The 13,956-nt window shown below is 72.0% G+C and carries 17 protein-coding genes; 14 read left to right on the top strand and 3 right to left on the bottom strand.

The features are described from left to right. Positions 1-198: 198 nt before the first annotated feature. Positions 199-642 (top strand): hypothetical protein, encoded by a 444-nt coding sequence (locus ACZ5UI_RS14220; RefSeq protein WP_464187853.1) that lies wholly within the window; start codon positions 199-201, stop codon positions 640-642. Between the two features lie 2 nt (positions 643-644). On the opposite strand, the gene ACZ5UI_RS14215 is transcribed toward ACZ5UI_RS14220, so the two are convergent. Beyond that, positions 645-1,229 (bottom strand): nucleoside phosphorylase-I family protein, encoded by a 585-nt coding sequence (locus ACZ5UI_RS14215; protein WP_464187851.1) that lies wholly within the window; start codon positions 1,227-1,229, stop codon positions 645-647. Between the two features lie 31 nt (positions 1,230-1,260). Between ACZ5UI_RS14215 and ACZ5UI_RS14210 the strand changes: the two genes are divergently transcribed. From ACZ5UI_RS14210 to ACZ5UI_RS14170, 9 genes are all read left to right on the top strand, one after another. After that, positions 1,261-1,539 carry a hypothetical protein gene (locus ACZ5UI_RS14210; RefSeq protein WP_464187849.1) on the top strand — a complete coding sequence of 93 codons (279 nt, stop codon included), beginning with the start codon at positions 1,261-1,263 and terminating at the stop codon, positions 1,537-1,539. A 17-nt stretch (positions 1,540-1,556) separates the two neighbouring features. Then, complete coding sequence (locus tag ACZ5UI_RS14205; protein ID WP_464187848.1) at positions 1,557-1,985, top strand: hypothetical protein; 429 nt, start codon at positions 1,557-1,559, stop codon at positions 1,983-1,985. Between the two features lie 156 nt (positions 1,986-2,141). Continuing rightward, positions 2,142-3,314 carry an adenylate/guanylate cyclase domain-containing protein gene (locus tag ACZ5UI_RS14200; protein ID WP_464187846.1) on the top strand — a complete coding sequence of 391 codons (1,173 nt, stop codon included), beginning with the start codon at positions 2,142-2,144 and terminating at the stop codon, positions 3,312-3,314. Beyond that, entirely contained in the window at positions 3,307-4,221 is a 915-nt protein-coding gene (gene tilS / locus ACZ5UI_RS14195) for a tRNA lysidine(34) synthetase TilS (RefSeq protein WP_464187844.1), read from the top strand. The genes ACZ5UI_RS14200 and tilS overlap by 8 nt, the downstream gene beginning before the upstream one ends. A gap of 13 nt (positions 4,222-4,234) precedes the next feature. Beyond that, the gene (gene hpt / locus ACZ5UI_RS14190; protein ID WP_464187842.1) at positions 4,235-4,765 is read left to right on the top strand and encodes a hypoxanthine phosphoribosyltransferase; all 531 of its coding nucleotides are present in this window, start codon (positions 4,235-4,237) and stop codon (positions 4,763-4,765) included. 99 nt (positions 4,766-4,864) lie between these two features. Continuing rightward, entirely contained in the window at positions 4,865-6,829 is a 1,965-nt protein-coding gene (gene ftsH, locus ACZ5UI_RS14185; RefSeq protein WP_464187840.1) for an ATP-dependent zinc metalloprotease FtsH, read from the top strand. A 69-nt stretch (positions 6,830-6,898) separates the two neighbouring features. Further along, positions 6,899-7,984, top strand: coding sequence for a hypothetical protein (locus tag ACZ5UI_RS14180; RefSeq protein WP_464187838.1), 1,086 nt, complete (start codon positions 6,899-6,901; stop codon positions 7,982-7,984). Between the two features lie 143 nt (positions 7,985-8,127). After that, positions 8,128-9,588: an ankyrin repeat domain-containing protein gene (locus ACZ5UI_RS14175; protein ID WP_464187836.1), complete on the top strand. Its 1,461-nt coding sequence runs from the start codon at positions 8,128-8,130 to the stop codon at positions 9,586-9,588. Next, entirely contained in the window at positions 9,570-10,004 is a 435-nt protein-coding gene (locus tag ACZ5UI_RS14170) for a hypothetical protein (protein WP_464187834.1), read from the top strand. Before ACZ5UI_RS14175 ends, ACZ5UI_RS14170 begins: the two co-directional genes overlap by 19 nt. Here ACZ5UI_RS14170 and ACZ5UI_RS14165 read toward each other — a convergent pair. Together ACZ5UI_RS14165 and tal are read right to left on the bottom strand one after the other, a co-directional pair. After that, positions 10,001-10,183 (bottom strand): hypothetical protein, encoded by a 183-nt coding sequence (locus tag ACZ5UI_RS14165; protein WP_464187832.1) that lies wholly within the window; start codon positions 10,181-10,183, stop codon positions 10,001-10,003. The genes ACZ5UI_RS14170 and ACZ5UI_RS14165 overlap by 4 nt on opposite strands. 7 nt (positions 10,184-10,190) lie before the next feature. Further along, complete coding sequence (gene tal, locus ACZ5UI_RS14160) at positions 10,191-11,294, bottom strand: transaldolase (protein ID WP_464187830.1); 1,104 nt, start codon at positions 11,292-11,294, stop codon at positions 10,191-10,193. Between the two features lie 91 nt (positions 11,295-11,385). Here tal and folP point away from each other — a divergent pair, with 91 nt between their 5' ends. From folP to folK, 4 genes are read left to right on the top strand one after another with little or no spacing between them, the layout of a single operon-like run. Continuing rightward, the gene (gene folP / locus ACZ5UI_RS14155; RefSeq protein WP_464187828.1) at positions 11,386-12,198 is read left to right on the top strand and encodes a dihydropteroate synthase; all 813 of its coding nucleotides are present in this window, start codon (positions 11,386-11,388) and stop codon (positions 12,196-12,198) included. Further along, the gene (folB, locus tag ACZ5UI_RS14150) at positions 12,174-12,611 is read left to right on the top strand and encodes a dihydroneopterin aldolase (protein ID WP_464187826.1); all 438 of its coding nucleotides are present in this window, start codon (positions 12,174-12,176) and stop codon (positions 12,609-12,611) included. Before folP ends, folB begins: the two co-directional genes overlap by 25 nt. Before the next feature lies 1 nt (position 12,612). Continuing rightward, a complete protein-coding gene (locus ACZ5UI_RS14145; protein ID WP_464187823.1) occupies positions 12,613-13,404 on the top strand; it encodes an acyl-CoA thioesterase in 792 nt (263 codons plus the stop codon). Next, the gene (folK, locus tag ACZ5UI_RS14140) at positions 13,401-13,901 is read left to right on the top strand and encodes a 2-amino-4-hydroxy-6-hydroxymethyldihydropteridine diphosphokinase (protein WP_464187821.1); all 501 of its coding nucleotides are present in this window, start codon (positions 13,401-13,403) and stop codon (positions 13,899-13,901) included. The genes ACZ5UI_RS14145 and folK overlap by 4 nt, the downstream gene beginning before the upstream one ends. Positions 13,902-13,956: the final 55 nt, after the last annotated feature.

Here is a 13,956-nt window from a genome sequence, read left to right as displayed (position 1 = left end):
GGTTCTTTGCGCGCGTGTAAGCGACGCGCGGGTGGGAACCGGGCTCCCACAGGGGCGTGGGGCCGCAGTGAATCTTTCACCGTTCCTTCACGTCCACCTGCGTCTCTAAACACCGATCTGTCACCGCTTGGGAACATCTCACCCTCGACTTGAAGGTGAGGAATGCTGGATTGTCGCGATCGGGGTAGCCTCCCGGACATGGCCGCCGACAGCGACGGGATCAAGCAGCGCGTGCAGCGCTCGGGCGAGGACGCCCTTGGCAAGCTCACCCAGGAGCTCCTCGAGAACCCGCTCGTCACAGGGGCGATCGCGCGGGTGTTCGAGGCCCGCGAGAAGGCGACCGCCGCCCAAGAGGTGGCGATGGGCGCGCTCAACCTCCCGTCGGCCTCCGATCTGGAGCGGCTCACCCGCCGGCTGCGCTCCGTCTCCCAGCGCCTGGAGGGCATCGAGGACGGCGTCGACCGCCTCGACCAGCGCCTCGGCGATCTGACCGTCGTCGCCGGTATCGACGCCCGCCTCACGCAGATCGAGGAGGCGATCGACGCGCTGCGCCGCCAGATCGTCTCGCTCGGCGACGCGCTGCCCGACGCGGCCTCGCCGCTCCCGCGTGAGCAGGAGCGCCTCGAAGTCCCCGCCGACTGACGTCAGCCCAGCGCCGCCAGCGCGGCGCGACCGGCGACGGCGACCAGATCGTCGTCGCCGTCCTCGCCGACCAGCACCGCGGCCGCGGGCAGGCCCCGCAGCGTCGCCGCCTGCAGGACGGCCGCCGTCTCGAGGTCGCGGGCGGGGCCCAGCGCCTCCAGCGTGTCGCACGAGCGCACCGCCATGACCAGGCCCGCGCCCCGCAGCGCGTCGAGGAGCCCCGCGTCCGGCGCCACCGACGCATCCGCGCCCAGCGCGCGGCTCGTCCCGTCGGCGCAGTCGGCACGCTCGACGACCAGCAGCCCGAGCACGCTGACCGCGCTGCCCACGAACACGAACCGCTGCGCGCCGAGCGCGGCCAGCTCCCCGACCACGATCGCCGCGCTCGGGCCACCGATGCCCGTGGCCTGCAGCGTCAGCGGCGCGCCGTCCAGGCCCGTCCCGCTGTAGCCCCACAGGCCGCGCGCGTGGTTGAACATCAGCGGCGTCGGGTCGCACAGCACCTGAGCCAGCGCCAGCGCCCGGCCCGGGTCGTCGACCAGAATCACGCGGGGCGCCAGCTCGGCGGTGGGGTGGAGGTAGGTCATCGGCGGCGCGCGACGTTAGCCTTCCGCGCACATGGCCGATCGCAAGCCCCGCCGCACCGAAGCCGTCCGCACCGCGGTCGACGACGCGTTCGCCGCCGCCGCGGGTCAGGCCACGTCGACGGCGCAGTCGACCGGGCGCCGCGCGCAGGACCTCGTCGACGAGATGGGCCGGGCCGCCGGGCGCGTCGGCAAGGCGCTGGACGACCTGCGTCCGCCCAGCGGCGAGGAGCTGCGCGCGCTGCGTCGCGAGGTGCAGGAGCTCAACGAGCGCGTGGCCGCGCTCGAGCGCGCGGCCAAGCAGCGTTCCTAGGAGGAGAGAGAGACCCCATGGCGTCACCGCAGTTCTCGTCACCGGCAGAGTTCCGTGAGGTGATGGATCGTGTCTTCGCGATGATGAGCGAGGACGCGGAGATGGGCCCCGCGCTGCGCGACGCGGACGTCCCGCAGCGCTTCGAGATCCCCGACATGGACGCGGTCATCAACATCCGCGCCGTGCGCGACGGGGAGGACGGCAACCTCCACTGGGAGTGGACCGACGACGTCGACTGGGAGCCCAAGGTCAAGATGGAGATGTCCTCGGAGACCGCCAACAAGTACTTCCAGGGCAAGGAGAACGTGGCGATGGCGATCGCCCGCCGGCGCATCAAGACCGGCGGCGACGTGAAGGCCGCCCTGGCGATCATGCCGATCACCAAGCCCGTGTTCGAGCGCTACCGCTCGATGGTCGTCGACGAGTACCCGCACCTCGCCGTCTGATCCCGGACCCGTGGCGTTGACATCTCGCATCCGGGGGTGGGAACGTCGTGGTCCGACAAGTCAGGCATCAAGCCCGGGGTCGATGAGACACCGGCTGATTCCGCGGGCCGTGCCCGCAGGCGGCGGGGCAACTCATTGCGAGGCTCCGCCGCCTTCATGAGCGGACCGATCTCGATCACCCAGGCTGCTCGGCAGGCGGGGGTGACGCCGCAGACGCTGAAGCGCTGGCAGGCGGCCGGCGTCGTCAAGGTCGCCGAGCACGGCTGGGACGAGAGCGCGTCGGCGCAGGCCCGGATGGTCGCGCGGCTGCGCGAGCGCGGCCACTCGCTGGCGTCGATCCGCGACGCCGTCGACAGCGGACGGCTGGTGTTCGGCTACATGCAGGAGCTGTTCCCGGCGCCGGTCGACGGCGTCACGCTCGACGACGCCGCCCGCCAGACGGGCCTGGAGCCCGCGCTGATCCAGCGCATCTTCCAGACGATCGGCTTCAGCTCGCTGGAGCTGCTGACGCCCGACGACGTGCAGTTCCTGCGCTACTCCGCCGCGGTGCTGGCGGCCGGCTTCCCGCTGATCGCCTTCCTGCAGCTGACCCGGGTGTACGGCCAGGCCGTGGCCCAGATGGCCGACGCCGAGGTGCGCCTGTTCCACCTCTACGTGCACGAGCCGATGATGCGCGACGGCGTCCCCGGGATGGAGATGGCCGAGGAGATGTCGACGCTGGCCTCGGCGACGCTGCCGCTGGCCTCGCCGATCATGGACTACGTCCACCAGCGCTTCCTGCAGCACTTCATCGAGCAGGACGTGATCGGCCACATGGAGTCCGATGCCGGGTTCGGCAGCGACCTCGGGCGCCTGCGCGTGGCCATCGCCTTCGCCGATCTGGCCGGGTACACCCGGCTGACCGAGGAGGAGGGCGACGAGGAGGCCGTCAACGCGGTCGAGCGGTTCCTCGAGGCGGTCGAGACGACGCTGCCCGACGACGCCCGCGTGATCAAGACGATCGGCGACGAGGTGATGGTCGTCGGCACCGACGGCGCGGCGCTGACCGACTGGGCCGTCGGCTTCCAGATGCTCTACGACCACCGCCCGCTGCCTCGGATCGGCATGCACGTGGGCGAGGTCGTCTACCGCGACGGCGACTACTACGGGCGCGAGGTCAACCTGGCCGCGCGCGTGGCCGCCCGGGCCGCCGGTGGCGAGGTGATCGTCACGCGGCCGGTCGTCGACGGCGCGGGCAGCCACCTGGAGTTCGAGCGCATCGGCGAGGTGCGGCTGAAGGGGTTCGCCGAGCCGACGGAGCTGTTCGTCGCCGCGCTCGCCGATGAGTGAGCTCGAGCGGCGGGTCCGCGAGGACGGCCTGCTGGTGGCCGGCCGCCCGGTCCTCGTGCTGCTATCGGGGGGCCGCGACTCGGTCTGCCTGCTCGATCTCGCCGTGCGCATCTGCGGGTCCGGGGCGGTCCGCGCCTTGCACGTCGACTACGGGCTGCGCCCGACCGCCGCGGCCGACGCGGCCTTCTGCGCGGCCCTGTGCGAGCGGCTCGGCGTGCCGCTGGAGCTGGTCGGCGCCGACCCACCGCCCGACGGCGGGAACCTGCAGGCCTGGGCGCGCGAGCTGCGCTACGCGGCCGCGGGCGCCTTCGGCATCGACGTGGCCACCGGGCACACGGCCTCGGACCAGGCCGAGACGATCCTCTACCGGCTGGCCGCGGCGCCCAGTCGCCGCGCGCTGCTGGGCATGGCCGCGCGCACCGGGAGCGTGATCCGCCCGCTGCTGTCGCTGACCCGGGCCGACACCGAGGCCTGGTGCCGTGCCGCCGGCCTGGACTTCCGCGACGACCCCACCAACGCCGATCCGCGCTTCGCCCGCAACCGCCTGCGCGCCAACCTGCTGCCCGCGCTGCGCGAGATCCACCCGGCGGCGGAGGCCAACGTCGTGCGCGCCGCCGCGGTGCTGCGCCTGGAGGCCGACGTGCTCGACGCGCTCGTCGCCCAGGCGGTGGGGGAGGGCCGCACGATCGCGCTGGCCCGGCTGCGCACGCTCGGGCTCGCGCTGGCCCGCCTGGTGGTCAGCCGCCTGGCCGACGACGCGGCCGGCGCGCTGGTGCCGCGCGCGGCGGCGCGGACCGAGGAGATCCTCGCCCTGGACGACACGCGTGCGTGGACCGCGCTGGACATCGGCGACGGCGTGCGCGCCGTCGTGGAGGGCGGGACGCTCCGCTTCGAGGCGCACGGATAACGTTGGGCGGGCCATGCGCGACCCAAAGATCGGCGAGATCCTCGTCCAGCCCGACCAGTTGCAGCGCCGTGTGCGGGAGCTCGGCCAGCAGATCAGCGCCGACTACGAGGGTCGCAACCCGCTGCTGATCGGCGTCCTGAAGGGCGCGGTGTTCTTCCTGGCCGACCTGATGCGCGAGATCACCTGCCCGTGCGAGCTGGACTTCATGGCGATCTCCTCCTACGGCTCGGCCACCGCCTCCAGCGGCGTCGTGCGCATCCTCAAGGACCTCGACGCCTCGATCGACGGCCGCGACGTGCTGATCGTCGAGGACATCGTCGACTCCGGCCTGACGCTGCAGTACCTGATGCGCAACCTGGGCGCTCGCTCGCCCGCCTCGCTGGAGGTCTGCGCGCTGCTGACCAAGCCCGATCGGCGCAAGGTCGACCTCCCGACGCGGTACCTCGGCTTCGAGATCCCGGACAAGTTCGCCATCGGCTACGGGCTCGACTACGCCGAGCACTACCGGAACTTGCCGTACGTCGCTGCGTTGGAAGAGGCCTAGTCGTCGGCAGCGCCGGTAAACCGAACCGGCCTGGCGGCCGAATACAGGTTGGTAGCCTAAGACTCCACCGCCAGACCCCCGGAAGGCGATTTTCCTCACATGAGCAGGTTCTTCAAGAGCGCCGCGTTCCCCATCCTCATCGTGGTGGTGCTGGCGTTCTTCGCCCAGAAGCTGATCAGCCCTGGGACCCCGACGAAGGAGACTTCGTACGCGGACTTCGAGACGCAGCTGGCCAACGGCGACGTCGACAAGGCCACGGTCAAGCAGAAGGACAACACGATCGACGTCACGCTCGACGACAAGTCGAAGTACACCGTCGGTTGGGTCAACGACAACGGCAACGAGCTGATCTCGGCGCTGACCGAGGCCAAGAAGGCCGACAAGATCGGCGACTTCAACGTCCAGGGCACCAAGTCCAACGGCTGGCTGTCGCTGCTGACCTACGTCCTGCCGTTCCTGATCTTCATCGGGTTCTGGATCTTCCTGATGAACCAGGTCCAGGGCGGCGGCTCCAAGGTCATGTCGTTCGGCAAGTCGCGGGCCAAGCGGATGTCGGTCGACTCGCCCAAGATCACGTTCCGGGACGTGGCCGGCGCCGACGAGGCCGTCGAGGAGCTGCACGAGATCAAGGAGTTCCTCGAGAACCCCAAGAAGTTCCAGGCCCTCGGTGCGCGCATTCCCAAGGGCGTCCTGCTCTACGGCCCTCCGGGCACCGGCAAGACGCTGCTGGCCCGCGCGGTGGCCGGCGAGGCGGGCGTGCCGTTCTTCTCGATCTCCGGCTCGGACTTCGTCGAGATGTTCGTCGGCGTGGGCGCCTCGCGTGTCCGTGACCTGTTCGAGCAGGCCAAGCAGAACTCGCCCTGCATCATCTTCATGGACGAGATCGACGCCGTCGGCCGCCACCGTGGCGCCGGCATGGGCGGCGGTCACGACGAGCGCGAGCAGACGCTCAACCAGCTCCTCGTCGAGATGGACGGCTTCGAGGCCAAGGACAACATCATCATGATCGCGGCCACCAACCGGCCCGACATCCTCGATCCCGCCCTGCTGCGTCCCGGTCGCTTCGACCGTCAGATCACCGTGGACCGCCCGGACCGCAAGGGCCGCGAGAAGATCCTCGAGGTCCACACCCGCGGCAAGCCACTGGCCAAGGAGATCAACATCGCCGACCTGGCCGGTCAGACGCCCGGGTTCACCGGCGCCGACCTGGCCAACCTGGTCAACGAGGCCGCGCTGCTGTCCGCGCGCAACGGCAAGCGCGAGATCAGCCAGGTGGAGCTCGAAGAGGGCATCATGCGCGTCGTCGCCGGCCCGGAGAAGAAGACCCGGGTCATGGGCGAGAAGGAGCGCCTGATCACCGCGTACCACGAGATGGGTCACGCGCTGGTCGGCCACTACCTCGAGCACTCCGACCCGGTCCACAAGATCTCGGTCGTGTCCCGCGGCCAGGCCCTGGGCTACACGATCTCGATGCCGACCGAGGACAAGTTCCTCACGACGCGGGCCGAGCTCAACGACACGATGGCCATGACCCTGGGTGGCCGCGCCGCCGAGGAGATCATCTTCGACGAGATCACCACGGGCGCGTCCAACGACCTGGAGAAGGTCACGGCGTCGGCCAAGCAGATGGTCATGCGCTTCGGCATGAGCGACAAGCTCGGCCCGCGCGTCTTCGGGCACAACCACGGCCAGCCGTTCCTGGGCCGCGAGTTCTCCTCGGAGCCCGACTACTCCGACGAGATCGCCCGCGAGATCGATGACGAGATCCGGCGCATCGTCGAGTCCGCCCATCAGAAGGCCAAGGACATCCTGACCGAGCATCGCGAGATGCTGATCTCGATCTCCGAGATCCTGCTGCGGCGCGAGACGATCGAGCGTCCGGAGTTCCTGGCGCTGCTGGACGGCAAGAGCTACGAGGACGTGTTCGGGCCCGACGACGAGCCCGGAACGCCCGAGACGCTGCCGCCGGCACCCGACGGGTTCACCGCGCCGCGGCCGCTGCCGCGTCCCGGGTTCGCGACGGATCTGCGCCTCGACTCACCGGAGAAGCCGGAACCCGCCTGACCTGCGCAGGTCGCGCCTTGCAGCGCGACCTGCAGGTTTGCCGCTGTGCGCTGGTAGCTTCGCCCCGCTGTGAGGTCGACCGTCCTGCGCATCGCGGTGCTGTCCGGCGCGGTCGTCGCCGCGCTGTCGGTCGTGCAGGTCGGGCACAGCCGGGCGAGCGGCTCGCTGTCGCAGCGGATCGCCGCGGCGCGCCGGCAGGAGGGCACGCTGCAGGCCGGCATCGACACCGAGAACCGGGCGATCGCGGGGTACCGCGGCCGGATCGCCGACCTGCAGGAGCAGCTGGGCGGGATCCAGGCGCGGCTCGACGCCGAGCGGGCCACGCTGTCGCAGACCCAGAACGAGCTGCGCTCATCGCGTGGGTCGCTGTCGCGGCTGCGGGTCACGCTCGATCATGACCGGCGCGCGCTGGCCCGGCAGCTGCTCAAGCAGTACGAGGCCGGCGACCCGCAGCTCGTGCAGGTGATCCTCGGCGCGGCCAGCCTCAGCGACCTGCTGGAGACCGGCGAGATGATGCGGCGCGTCCAGCAGGCCAACGCGCGCATCACCGATCGTGTGCGCACGACGCGCGACCAGGTCTCCACCGAGGTCCGGCACCTGGCCGCGCTGGAGGCGACGCAGGAGCGCGAGGCGGCCACGGTCCTGTCCCAGCGCGACGCCGTGGCCGAGGTCAAGCTCGAGCTGGCCAACCGCGAGCTGGCCGCCGAGCAGGCGCGCGACCGGCAGTCGTCCAAGCTCGGGGCGCTGCGCGCGCAGCGAGCGTCCCTGGAGAAGCAGGCGGCCGCCGCGCAGGCCCGCGCCGTCGCCGCCCAGTCGCGCGCGTTCATGATCACCACGCCCGGTTCGGCGGCGTCCGGCGGCGACGGGTTCTTCCCGGCCGCGGGCACCGACTACACCGTGGGCAACGAGCCCGAGCTCGCAGCCCGGCTGAACCGCATGGCGCTGGCGCTGCACCTGCACCTGATCGGCCTGTCGGGCTACCGCTCGCCCGAGCACTCCGTGGCGGTCGGCGGGTTCCCCAACGACCCGCACACGCGCGGCGAGGCCTCCGACACGCCCGGCGTCGAAGGCGTGCCCGAGGCCGTGCTCAACCAGTACGGCCTGACGCGCCCGTTCGGCGGCGCCGCCGAAGCGGACCACATCCAACTCACGTAAGCTTTCCGGCGCGCGCTGTGAGGGCGCGTCCGGTCCGCGGGCAGGGCCTCAGGCCCACCTCCTCTTCGCTGTATCTGTGCGGTTCGTCGCTCGCCGATCGACCTCCGCCCTCGCGGACCAGGGCGATCTGCGAGGTGATCGAGATGGACGGACGGATCGACCTGGACCGGGCCCGCCGCGAGGCCAAGGCACTGCTGCGGGCCTGGCGGGCTGCGGGCCGCGCGGACGCGACGCTGGCTGACGCGCAGCGCGCGGTGGCGCGCGAGCTGGGCCTGCGCTCCTGGCCGGCGTTGGTGGCGCGGGTCGAGGCCGAGGCGGTGGCCCGCGAGGAGCGCGCGCGGGCCTTCGTGGAGGCGGCGACCGACCGGCGCCGCGACCGGGCCGACGCGCTGCTGGCCGTGGAGCCGGGCGTGGCCCGGGCGGGGATCGACGCGGCGCTCGTCCTCGGCGACGTCGAGCGGGTGCGCGCGGCGCTGCCCGACCTGGCCACGGCGACGGCGGTCGGCTCGCGGAGCTGGCCGGCGCTCTGCTACGTCACGTTCTCGACCTACCTCGGTGGGGAACGCACCGACGCGCTGCTGGCCTGCGCGCGGGCGCTGCTGGACGCGGGCGCCGACGTGGACTCGGCCTGGCGGCACCCGCAATGGGGCATGGAGAGCGCGCTGTACGGCGCGGCGGGTGTGGCCCACGAGCCGCGCATGACCGCGCTGCTGCTGGAGGCCGGCGCCAACCCCGACGACAACGAGTCGGTCTACCACGCCTGTGAGGAGCCCGCGCTGACCTGTCTGCCGCTGCTGCTGGACGCGGGCGCGGCGATCGTCGGCACCAACGCGCTGGGCCACGCCCTGGATCGCGAGGACCCCGCGGCGCTGGAGCTGCTCCTGGAGCGCTTGGGCCCGGTCGACGACGCCGAGCGCATCGGCCTCGGCGCGCTGGTGCCCGCCGCGGTGTGGCGCGAGCGCTCGCCGGCCTTCGTGCGCCTGCTGGCCGGGGCGGGCGCGGATCTGGAGGCGATCGGGAAGGAGAGCGGCGCGCGGGCCTACGCGCTGGCCGTGCGCTTCGGCCGCGACGATCTGGTCCAGACGCTGGTCGAGCTCGGCGCCCTGCCGCGGGCCCGGCCCTTCGACGAGCTCGTGGGTGCCACCCGCCGCGCCGACCGGGTGCGGGCGGAGGAACTGCTGCGCCTGGACCCCGACCTGCGCGAGCGCCTGCGCAACGACGAGATCATCGCCCGCGTGGCCGCCGACGGCAACGACGCGGCGGTGGCGCTGCTGCTCGACCTCGGCGTCCGCCTGACCAAGCGGGGCGGCGGCATGGGCGGCACGCCGCTGCACTGGGCCGCGTGGTGGGGCCGCGTGTCGACCGTCGAGTTGCTGCTCGACCGCGGCGCCGACCCGCTGGCCGAGTCGCCGAACCTGTTCAGCACCCCGCTGGGCTGGGCCGTCCACGGCTCGCGCAACAGCCCGCGCGCCGGCGACGAGGACTACCTGGTGGTCGGCCGGCGGCTGGCCGAGGCGGGCGCGCCGATCGAGGAGATCTACGCCGACGCGGCCGTCGGACCGCTGTCGGAGTGGCTGGAGGGCCGATGCGCGCAGACGAGCTGACCATCGGCGGCGCGCTGCGCGTCGACGGACGCCCGGCGCGGGTCACCGAGGTCGTGCGCGACGACGACGGCTTCGTCGCCGCGCTGGTCGACGCGCCCGGCCAGTGGGCCACGCTGGTCACCGCCGGTCCGCAGGGTGGGGTCGAGATCTACGAGCTGACCGACCCGGCGTTCGTGGTCGACGCCCAGCACGCGCTGGCCCAGGCGCGGATCGCCGACGAGGATGCGTTCTGGGCCGCGCAGGGCGACCCGGAGGCGGTCATCGGCGCGTTGGTGCCGGCGACGACGCCGCCGGTCGCGCTGGCCACGCTCGTCCACGACGACTTCCTGGCCACCGACCGCCTGATGGCCGGGCTGCTCTATGACCTCGACCGCCGCGAGTACTGGATCGTGCGGAAGGTCGACGAGGTCGACTAGTCGTGGTCCCGGCGGCGCGCCAACGGGCGCGGCCGGGGCGGCGATGCCGGTGGGGCGGGCGCGCGCTTCTCGCGCGCCCGCTCGCGGTCCTCCGATCGCCCGACGGCGTAGAACACGCCGGTCGCCGCGAGCACCAGGACGATGCCCACGACGATCAGGACGATCAGGCCGGCACTCACGTGCGCGCTACGCGGCGACCATCGCGTCGCGCTTGGACTCGATGCCGGCCAGCAGCTCGTGCATCGAGTCCTTGAACTTGTCGACGCCCTCGATCTCGAGGGTGTTGGTGACGTCCTCGATGTCCACGCCGGCGGCCTCCAGATCGGAGAACAGCTGGTGGGCGTCCTGCACCTCGGTGTCGATCGTGCGGGCGACCTCGCCGTGGTCCTGGAAGGCCTCGATCGTCTCGATCGGCATCGTGTTGACGGTCTCGGGCCCGATCAGGTCGGCCACGTACATCGTGTCCGGGTAGTTCGGGTTCTTCACCGACGTCGACGCCCACAGCGGCCGCTGGGCCTTGGCGCCCTGGGCGGCCAGGCCCTTCCAGCGCTCGGTGGCGAACGCCTCGCCGAACACCTCGTAGGCCAGCTTGGCGTTGGCCACCGCGAGCTTGCCCTGCAGGTCCTCGCGGCCCAGCTTCTCCAGGCGCTTGTCGGCCTCGGTGTCGACGCGCGACACGAAGAAGGACGCGACCGACTGGATGTCGGACACGTCGCCGCCGGACTCCAGGCGCCGCTCGATGCCGCGCATGTAGGCCTCGATGACCTCGCGGTAGCGCTCCAGGCCGAAGATCAGCGTCACGTTGATGGAGATGCCGTTGGCGATCGACTCCTCGATCGCGGGCAGGCCCTCCTTGGTGGCCGGGATCTTGACCAGCAGGTTGGGCCGGTCGACCCACTCGTGCAGGCGCTTGGCCTCGTCGATCGTCGACTGGGTGTCGTTTGCGTAGCGCGGATCGACCTCCCAGCTGATGTAGCCGTCGGTGCCCTGGCCGCTGTCGTAGATCGGGCGCAGCAGGTCGGCGGCGTCGACGATGTCGTCGTGGGCCAGCGCGTAGAAGATCTCCTTCGGGTCCTGCTCGGTCTTCAGCACCTCGCGCAGCTGATCGTCGTAGGCGTTGCCCTCGGCCATCGCTTTCTGGAAGATCGACGGGTTGGACGTGACACCGACGACGGCGTCCTCCTCCATCATCCGGGCCAGCTCGCCGGACTTCAGGGCGGTGCGGGAGATGGAGTCGAGCCAGACGGACTGGCCCTCGGCGGACAGCCGGTGAAGCGGGCTATCAGGCATACGTGCTTTCTCCTCGTTTTCTCGCTCTTCTTCTGCCTCAGAAGCTACCCCACGCGCGTCCGGCGTCAACCGCTGGAGGACAATGGTTCACATGCACCAGGTGATGGGCATCGTCAACGTCACGCCCGACTCGTTCTCCGACGGCGGCGCGTTCCTCGATCCGCGCGCGGCGATCTCCCACGGCTACCGGCTCGTCTTCGAAGGCGCCGAGATCCTCGACATCGGCGGCGAGTCGACCCGGCCGGGCGCCGCGCCGGTCGACGAGCAGACCGAGCTGCGCCGGGTCATCCCGGTCCTCGAAGGCCTGGCCGACACTGGCGCCCGGCTGTCGATCGACACGTTCAAGCCGGCCGTCGCGCGCGCCGCGATCCAGCGCGGGGCGACGCTGATCAACGACGTCACCGGCCTGCGCCGCGCGCCCGAGCTGGCCGCGCTGGCCGCCGAGCACGGCTGCGAGCTGTGCGTGATGCACTCGGTCGGCGAGCCGCGCACGATGCAGGAGGACCCGCGCTACGACGACGTGGTCTCCGAGGTCAAGGCGTTCCTGGAGGACCGGCTGGCCTTCGCGGTGGCCGAGGGCGTCCCGGCGGAGCGCGTCCTGCTGGATCCCGGCATCGGCTTCGGCAAGACGATCGAGCACAACCTGCAGCTCCTGCGCCGCCTGGACGAGATCGTGGCGATCGGCTGCCGGGTGCTGATCGGCACCTCGCGCAAGTCGTTCCTGGGCACGATCGCCGGGCGGGACGTGCACCAGCGCCTGGGCGGCACGATCGCCACCAACGTGCTCGCCCTGGAGCGCGGCGCGGCGGTCTTCCGCGTCCATGACGTGGCGCCGGTCGCCGATGCCCTGGCGGTCGCCGCCGCTACCCTGGCCGGGCGATGGCCGGCGACGACGAAGACGTGAACCACGACGACTCATTCGACGACGACCAGGAGGCCGTCGAGACGGTCGTCACGGTGGAGATCACCGGCCTGTCGATCTTCGCCGCGGTGGGCGTCAGCGACGCCGAACGCGAGGTCGGCACGCGCATCCTGCTCGATCTGCGCATGGACGTGGGCGAGTGCGACGCGACCGTGACGGACATGGTCGAGGACACCGTCGACTACGGCGTGGTCTGCCAGACCGCCCTGTTCGTCGCTCAGGAGCGCCAGTACAAGACGCTCGAGCGCCTGTGCTCGGTGATCGCCGATCGCATCCTCGCGGACTTCCCCGTCGAGTACGTCTGGGTCAAGGCGGCCAAGCCCGAGCCGCCGATCCCGCTGTCGGTCGGCGAGGTCTCCGTCGAGGTCTCGCGCGAGGCCGTCGACGACGACTGAGTTGACCGCCTTCGATCGCGACTCGGCCGTCGAGGCCCTGGGCGACGGGCGCTTCGCCGCTCGCTTCACGCCCGCCTGGCGGGTCGTGCACGGTCCCAACGGCGGCTTCGTGGCCGCCGTGCTCGTGCAGGCGATCGAGGCCGCGGTCGCGGACCCGGCCCGCCAGCTGCGCTCGCTGACGGTGCACTACCTGCGCGTGCCCCAGGAGGCCGACGCCGAGGTCGAGGTGACGATCGAGCGCACGGGGCGGGGGATGTCGACCGTCTCGGCCCGCTGCCGGCAGGACGGCAAGACGGTCGCGCTGGCGCTGGCCGCGCTGGGCGCCGACTACCCCGGCGCGGTCGCCTACGCCGACGCGGTCGCGCCCGACGTGCGCCCGCCCGAGGAGCTCGCGCCGCCCGACCTGCCCGCGGGCATCCCCGACATCCCGTTCCGCCACCACTTCGAGCTGCGCCCGGCGATCGGCCCGAAGCTGTTCTCCGGGGAGGGCCCGGCCCGGACCGGCGGGTGGATCCGCCTGCGCGAGGCGCGCCCGCTGGACGCCGCGCTGCTCGTCGCGCTGTCGGACGCCTGGCTGCCGGCGCCCTACGTCCTGGCCGACCGGCTGCTGGTCGCGCCGACGATCGACCTGACGGTGCATCTGCGCGCCGCCCTGCCGCTGCCCCACGACGACGTGCTCATCGAGGTCACCTCCGACACGGCCGCCGACGGGTACTTCGAGGAGGACACGCGCATCTTCTCCCGGGCCGGCACGCTGCTGGCCCACTCCCGACAGCTGGCGCTGGCGCTGTGATCGGCTACCTGAGCCTCGGCTCCAACGTCGGCGACCGGCGGGCCAACCTGCAGGCGGCAACCGACGCGCTGCCCCGCCACGGCGTGCGCGTGCTCACCGCGTCGGCCACCTACGACACCGACCCGGTGGGCGAGATCCTCGACCAGCCGTCGTTCCTCAACGCCTGCCTGCGGGTCGAGACCGACCTGGAGCCCGAGGCGCTGCTGGACGCCTGTAAGGCCGTCGAGCGCGAGCTCGGCCGCCCCGAGCAGTACGTGCGCCACTCGCCCCGGGCGATCGACGTCGACCTGCTGCTGCTCGGCGATCGCGCCTACGCGTCCGACCGGCTCACGCTGCCCCACGAGCAGGTGCTGGCCCGGCGCTTCGTGCTGATCCCGCTGCTCGAGCTGGACTTCGACCTGCGCACGCCGGACGGCCGGGCGCTGGCTGACGCGCTGGCCGCGCTGCCCGTGCAGGAGGGCGTGCGCCGGGCCGGGGACCCGCTGCGGGTGCCCTGAGATGTTGTGGTCGATGTTGGGGTGGACGGCGAAAAGTTTGGGGTAGGCGTGGCCC

Source organism: Conexibacter sp. JCM 18997, assembly GCF_055391915.1.
This window is presented reverse-complemented; position numbering and strand designations above follow the sequence as displayed.

Bases quoted from the DNA above. Each gene is read 5' to 3' on its own strand.
- ACZ5UI_RS14220 (WP_464187853.1), top strand. From the start codon at position 199: ATGGCCGCCGACAGCGACGGGATCAAGCAGCGCGTGCAGCGCTCGGGC.
- ACZ5UI_RS14215 (WP_464187851.1), bottom strand. From the start codon at position 1,229: ATGACCTACCTCCACCCCACCGCCGAGCTGGCGCCCCGCGTGATTCTG.
- ACZ5UI_RS14210 (WP_464187849.1), top strand. From the start codon at position 1,261: ATGGCCGATCGCAAGCCCCGCCGCACCGAAGCCGTCCGCACCGCGGTC.
- ACZ5UI_RS14205 (WP_464187848.1), top strand. From the start codon at position 1,557: ATGGCGTCACCGCAGTTCTCGTCACCGGCAGAGTTCCGTGAGGTGATG.
- ACZ5UI_RS14200 (WP_464187846.1), top strand. From the start codon at position 2,142: ATGAGCGGACCGATCTCGATCACCCAGGCTGCTCGGCAGGCGGGGGTG.
- tilS (WP_464187844.1), top strand. From the start codon at position 3,307: ATGAGTGAGCTCGAGCGGCGGGTCCGCGAGGACGGCCTGCTGGTGGCC.
- hpt (WP_464187842.1), top strand. From the start codon at position 4,235: ATGCGCGACCCAAAGATCGGCGAGATCCTCGTCCAGCCCGACCAGTTG.
- ftsH (WP_464187840.1), top strand. From the start codon at position 4,865: ATGAGCAGGTTCTTCAAGAGCGCCGCGTTCCCCATCCTCATCGTGGTG.
- ACZ5UI_RS14175 (WP_464187836.1), top strand. From the start codon at position 8,128: ATGGACGGACGGATCGACCTGGACCGGGCCCGCCGCGAGGCCAAGGCA.
- ACZ5UI_RS14170 (WP_464187834.1), top strand. From the start codon at position 9,570: ATGCGCGCAGACGAGCTGACCATCGGCGGCGCGCTGCGCGTCGACGGA.
- tal (WP_464187830.1), bottom strand. From the start codon at position 11,294: ATGCCTGATAGCCCGCTTCACCGGCTGTCCGCCGAGGGCCAGTCCGTC.
- folP (WP_464187828.1), top strand. From the start codon at position 11,386: ATGCACCAGGTGATGGGCATCGTCAACGTCACGCCCGACTCGTTCTCC.
- folB (WP_464187826.1), top strand. From the start codon at position 12,174: ATGGCCGGCGACGACGAAGACGTGAACCACGACGACTCATTCGACGAC.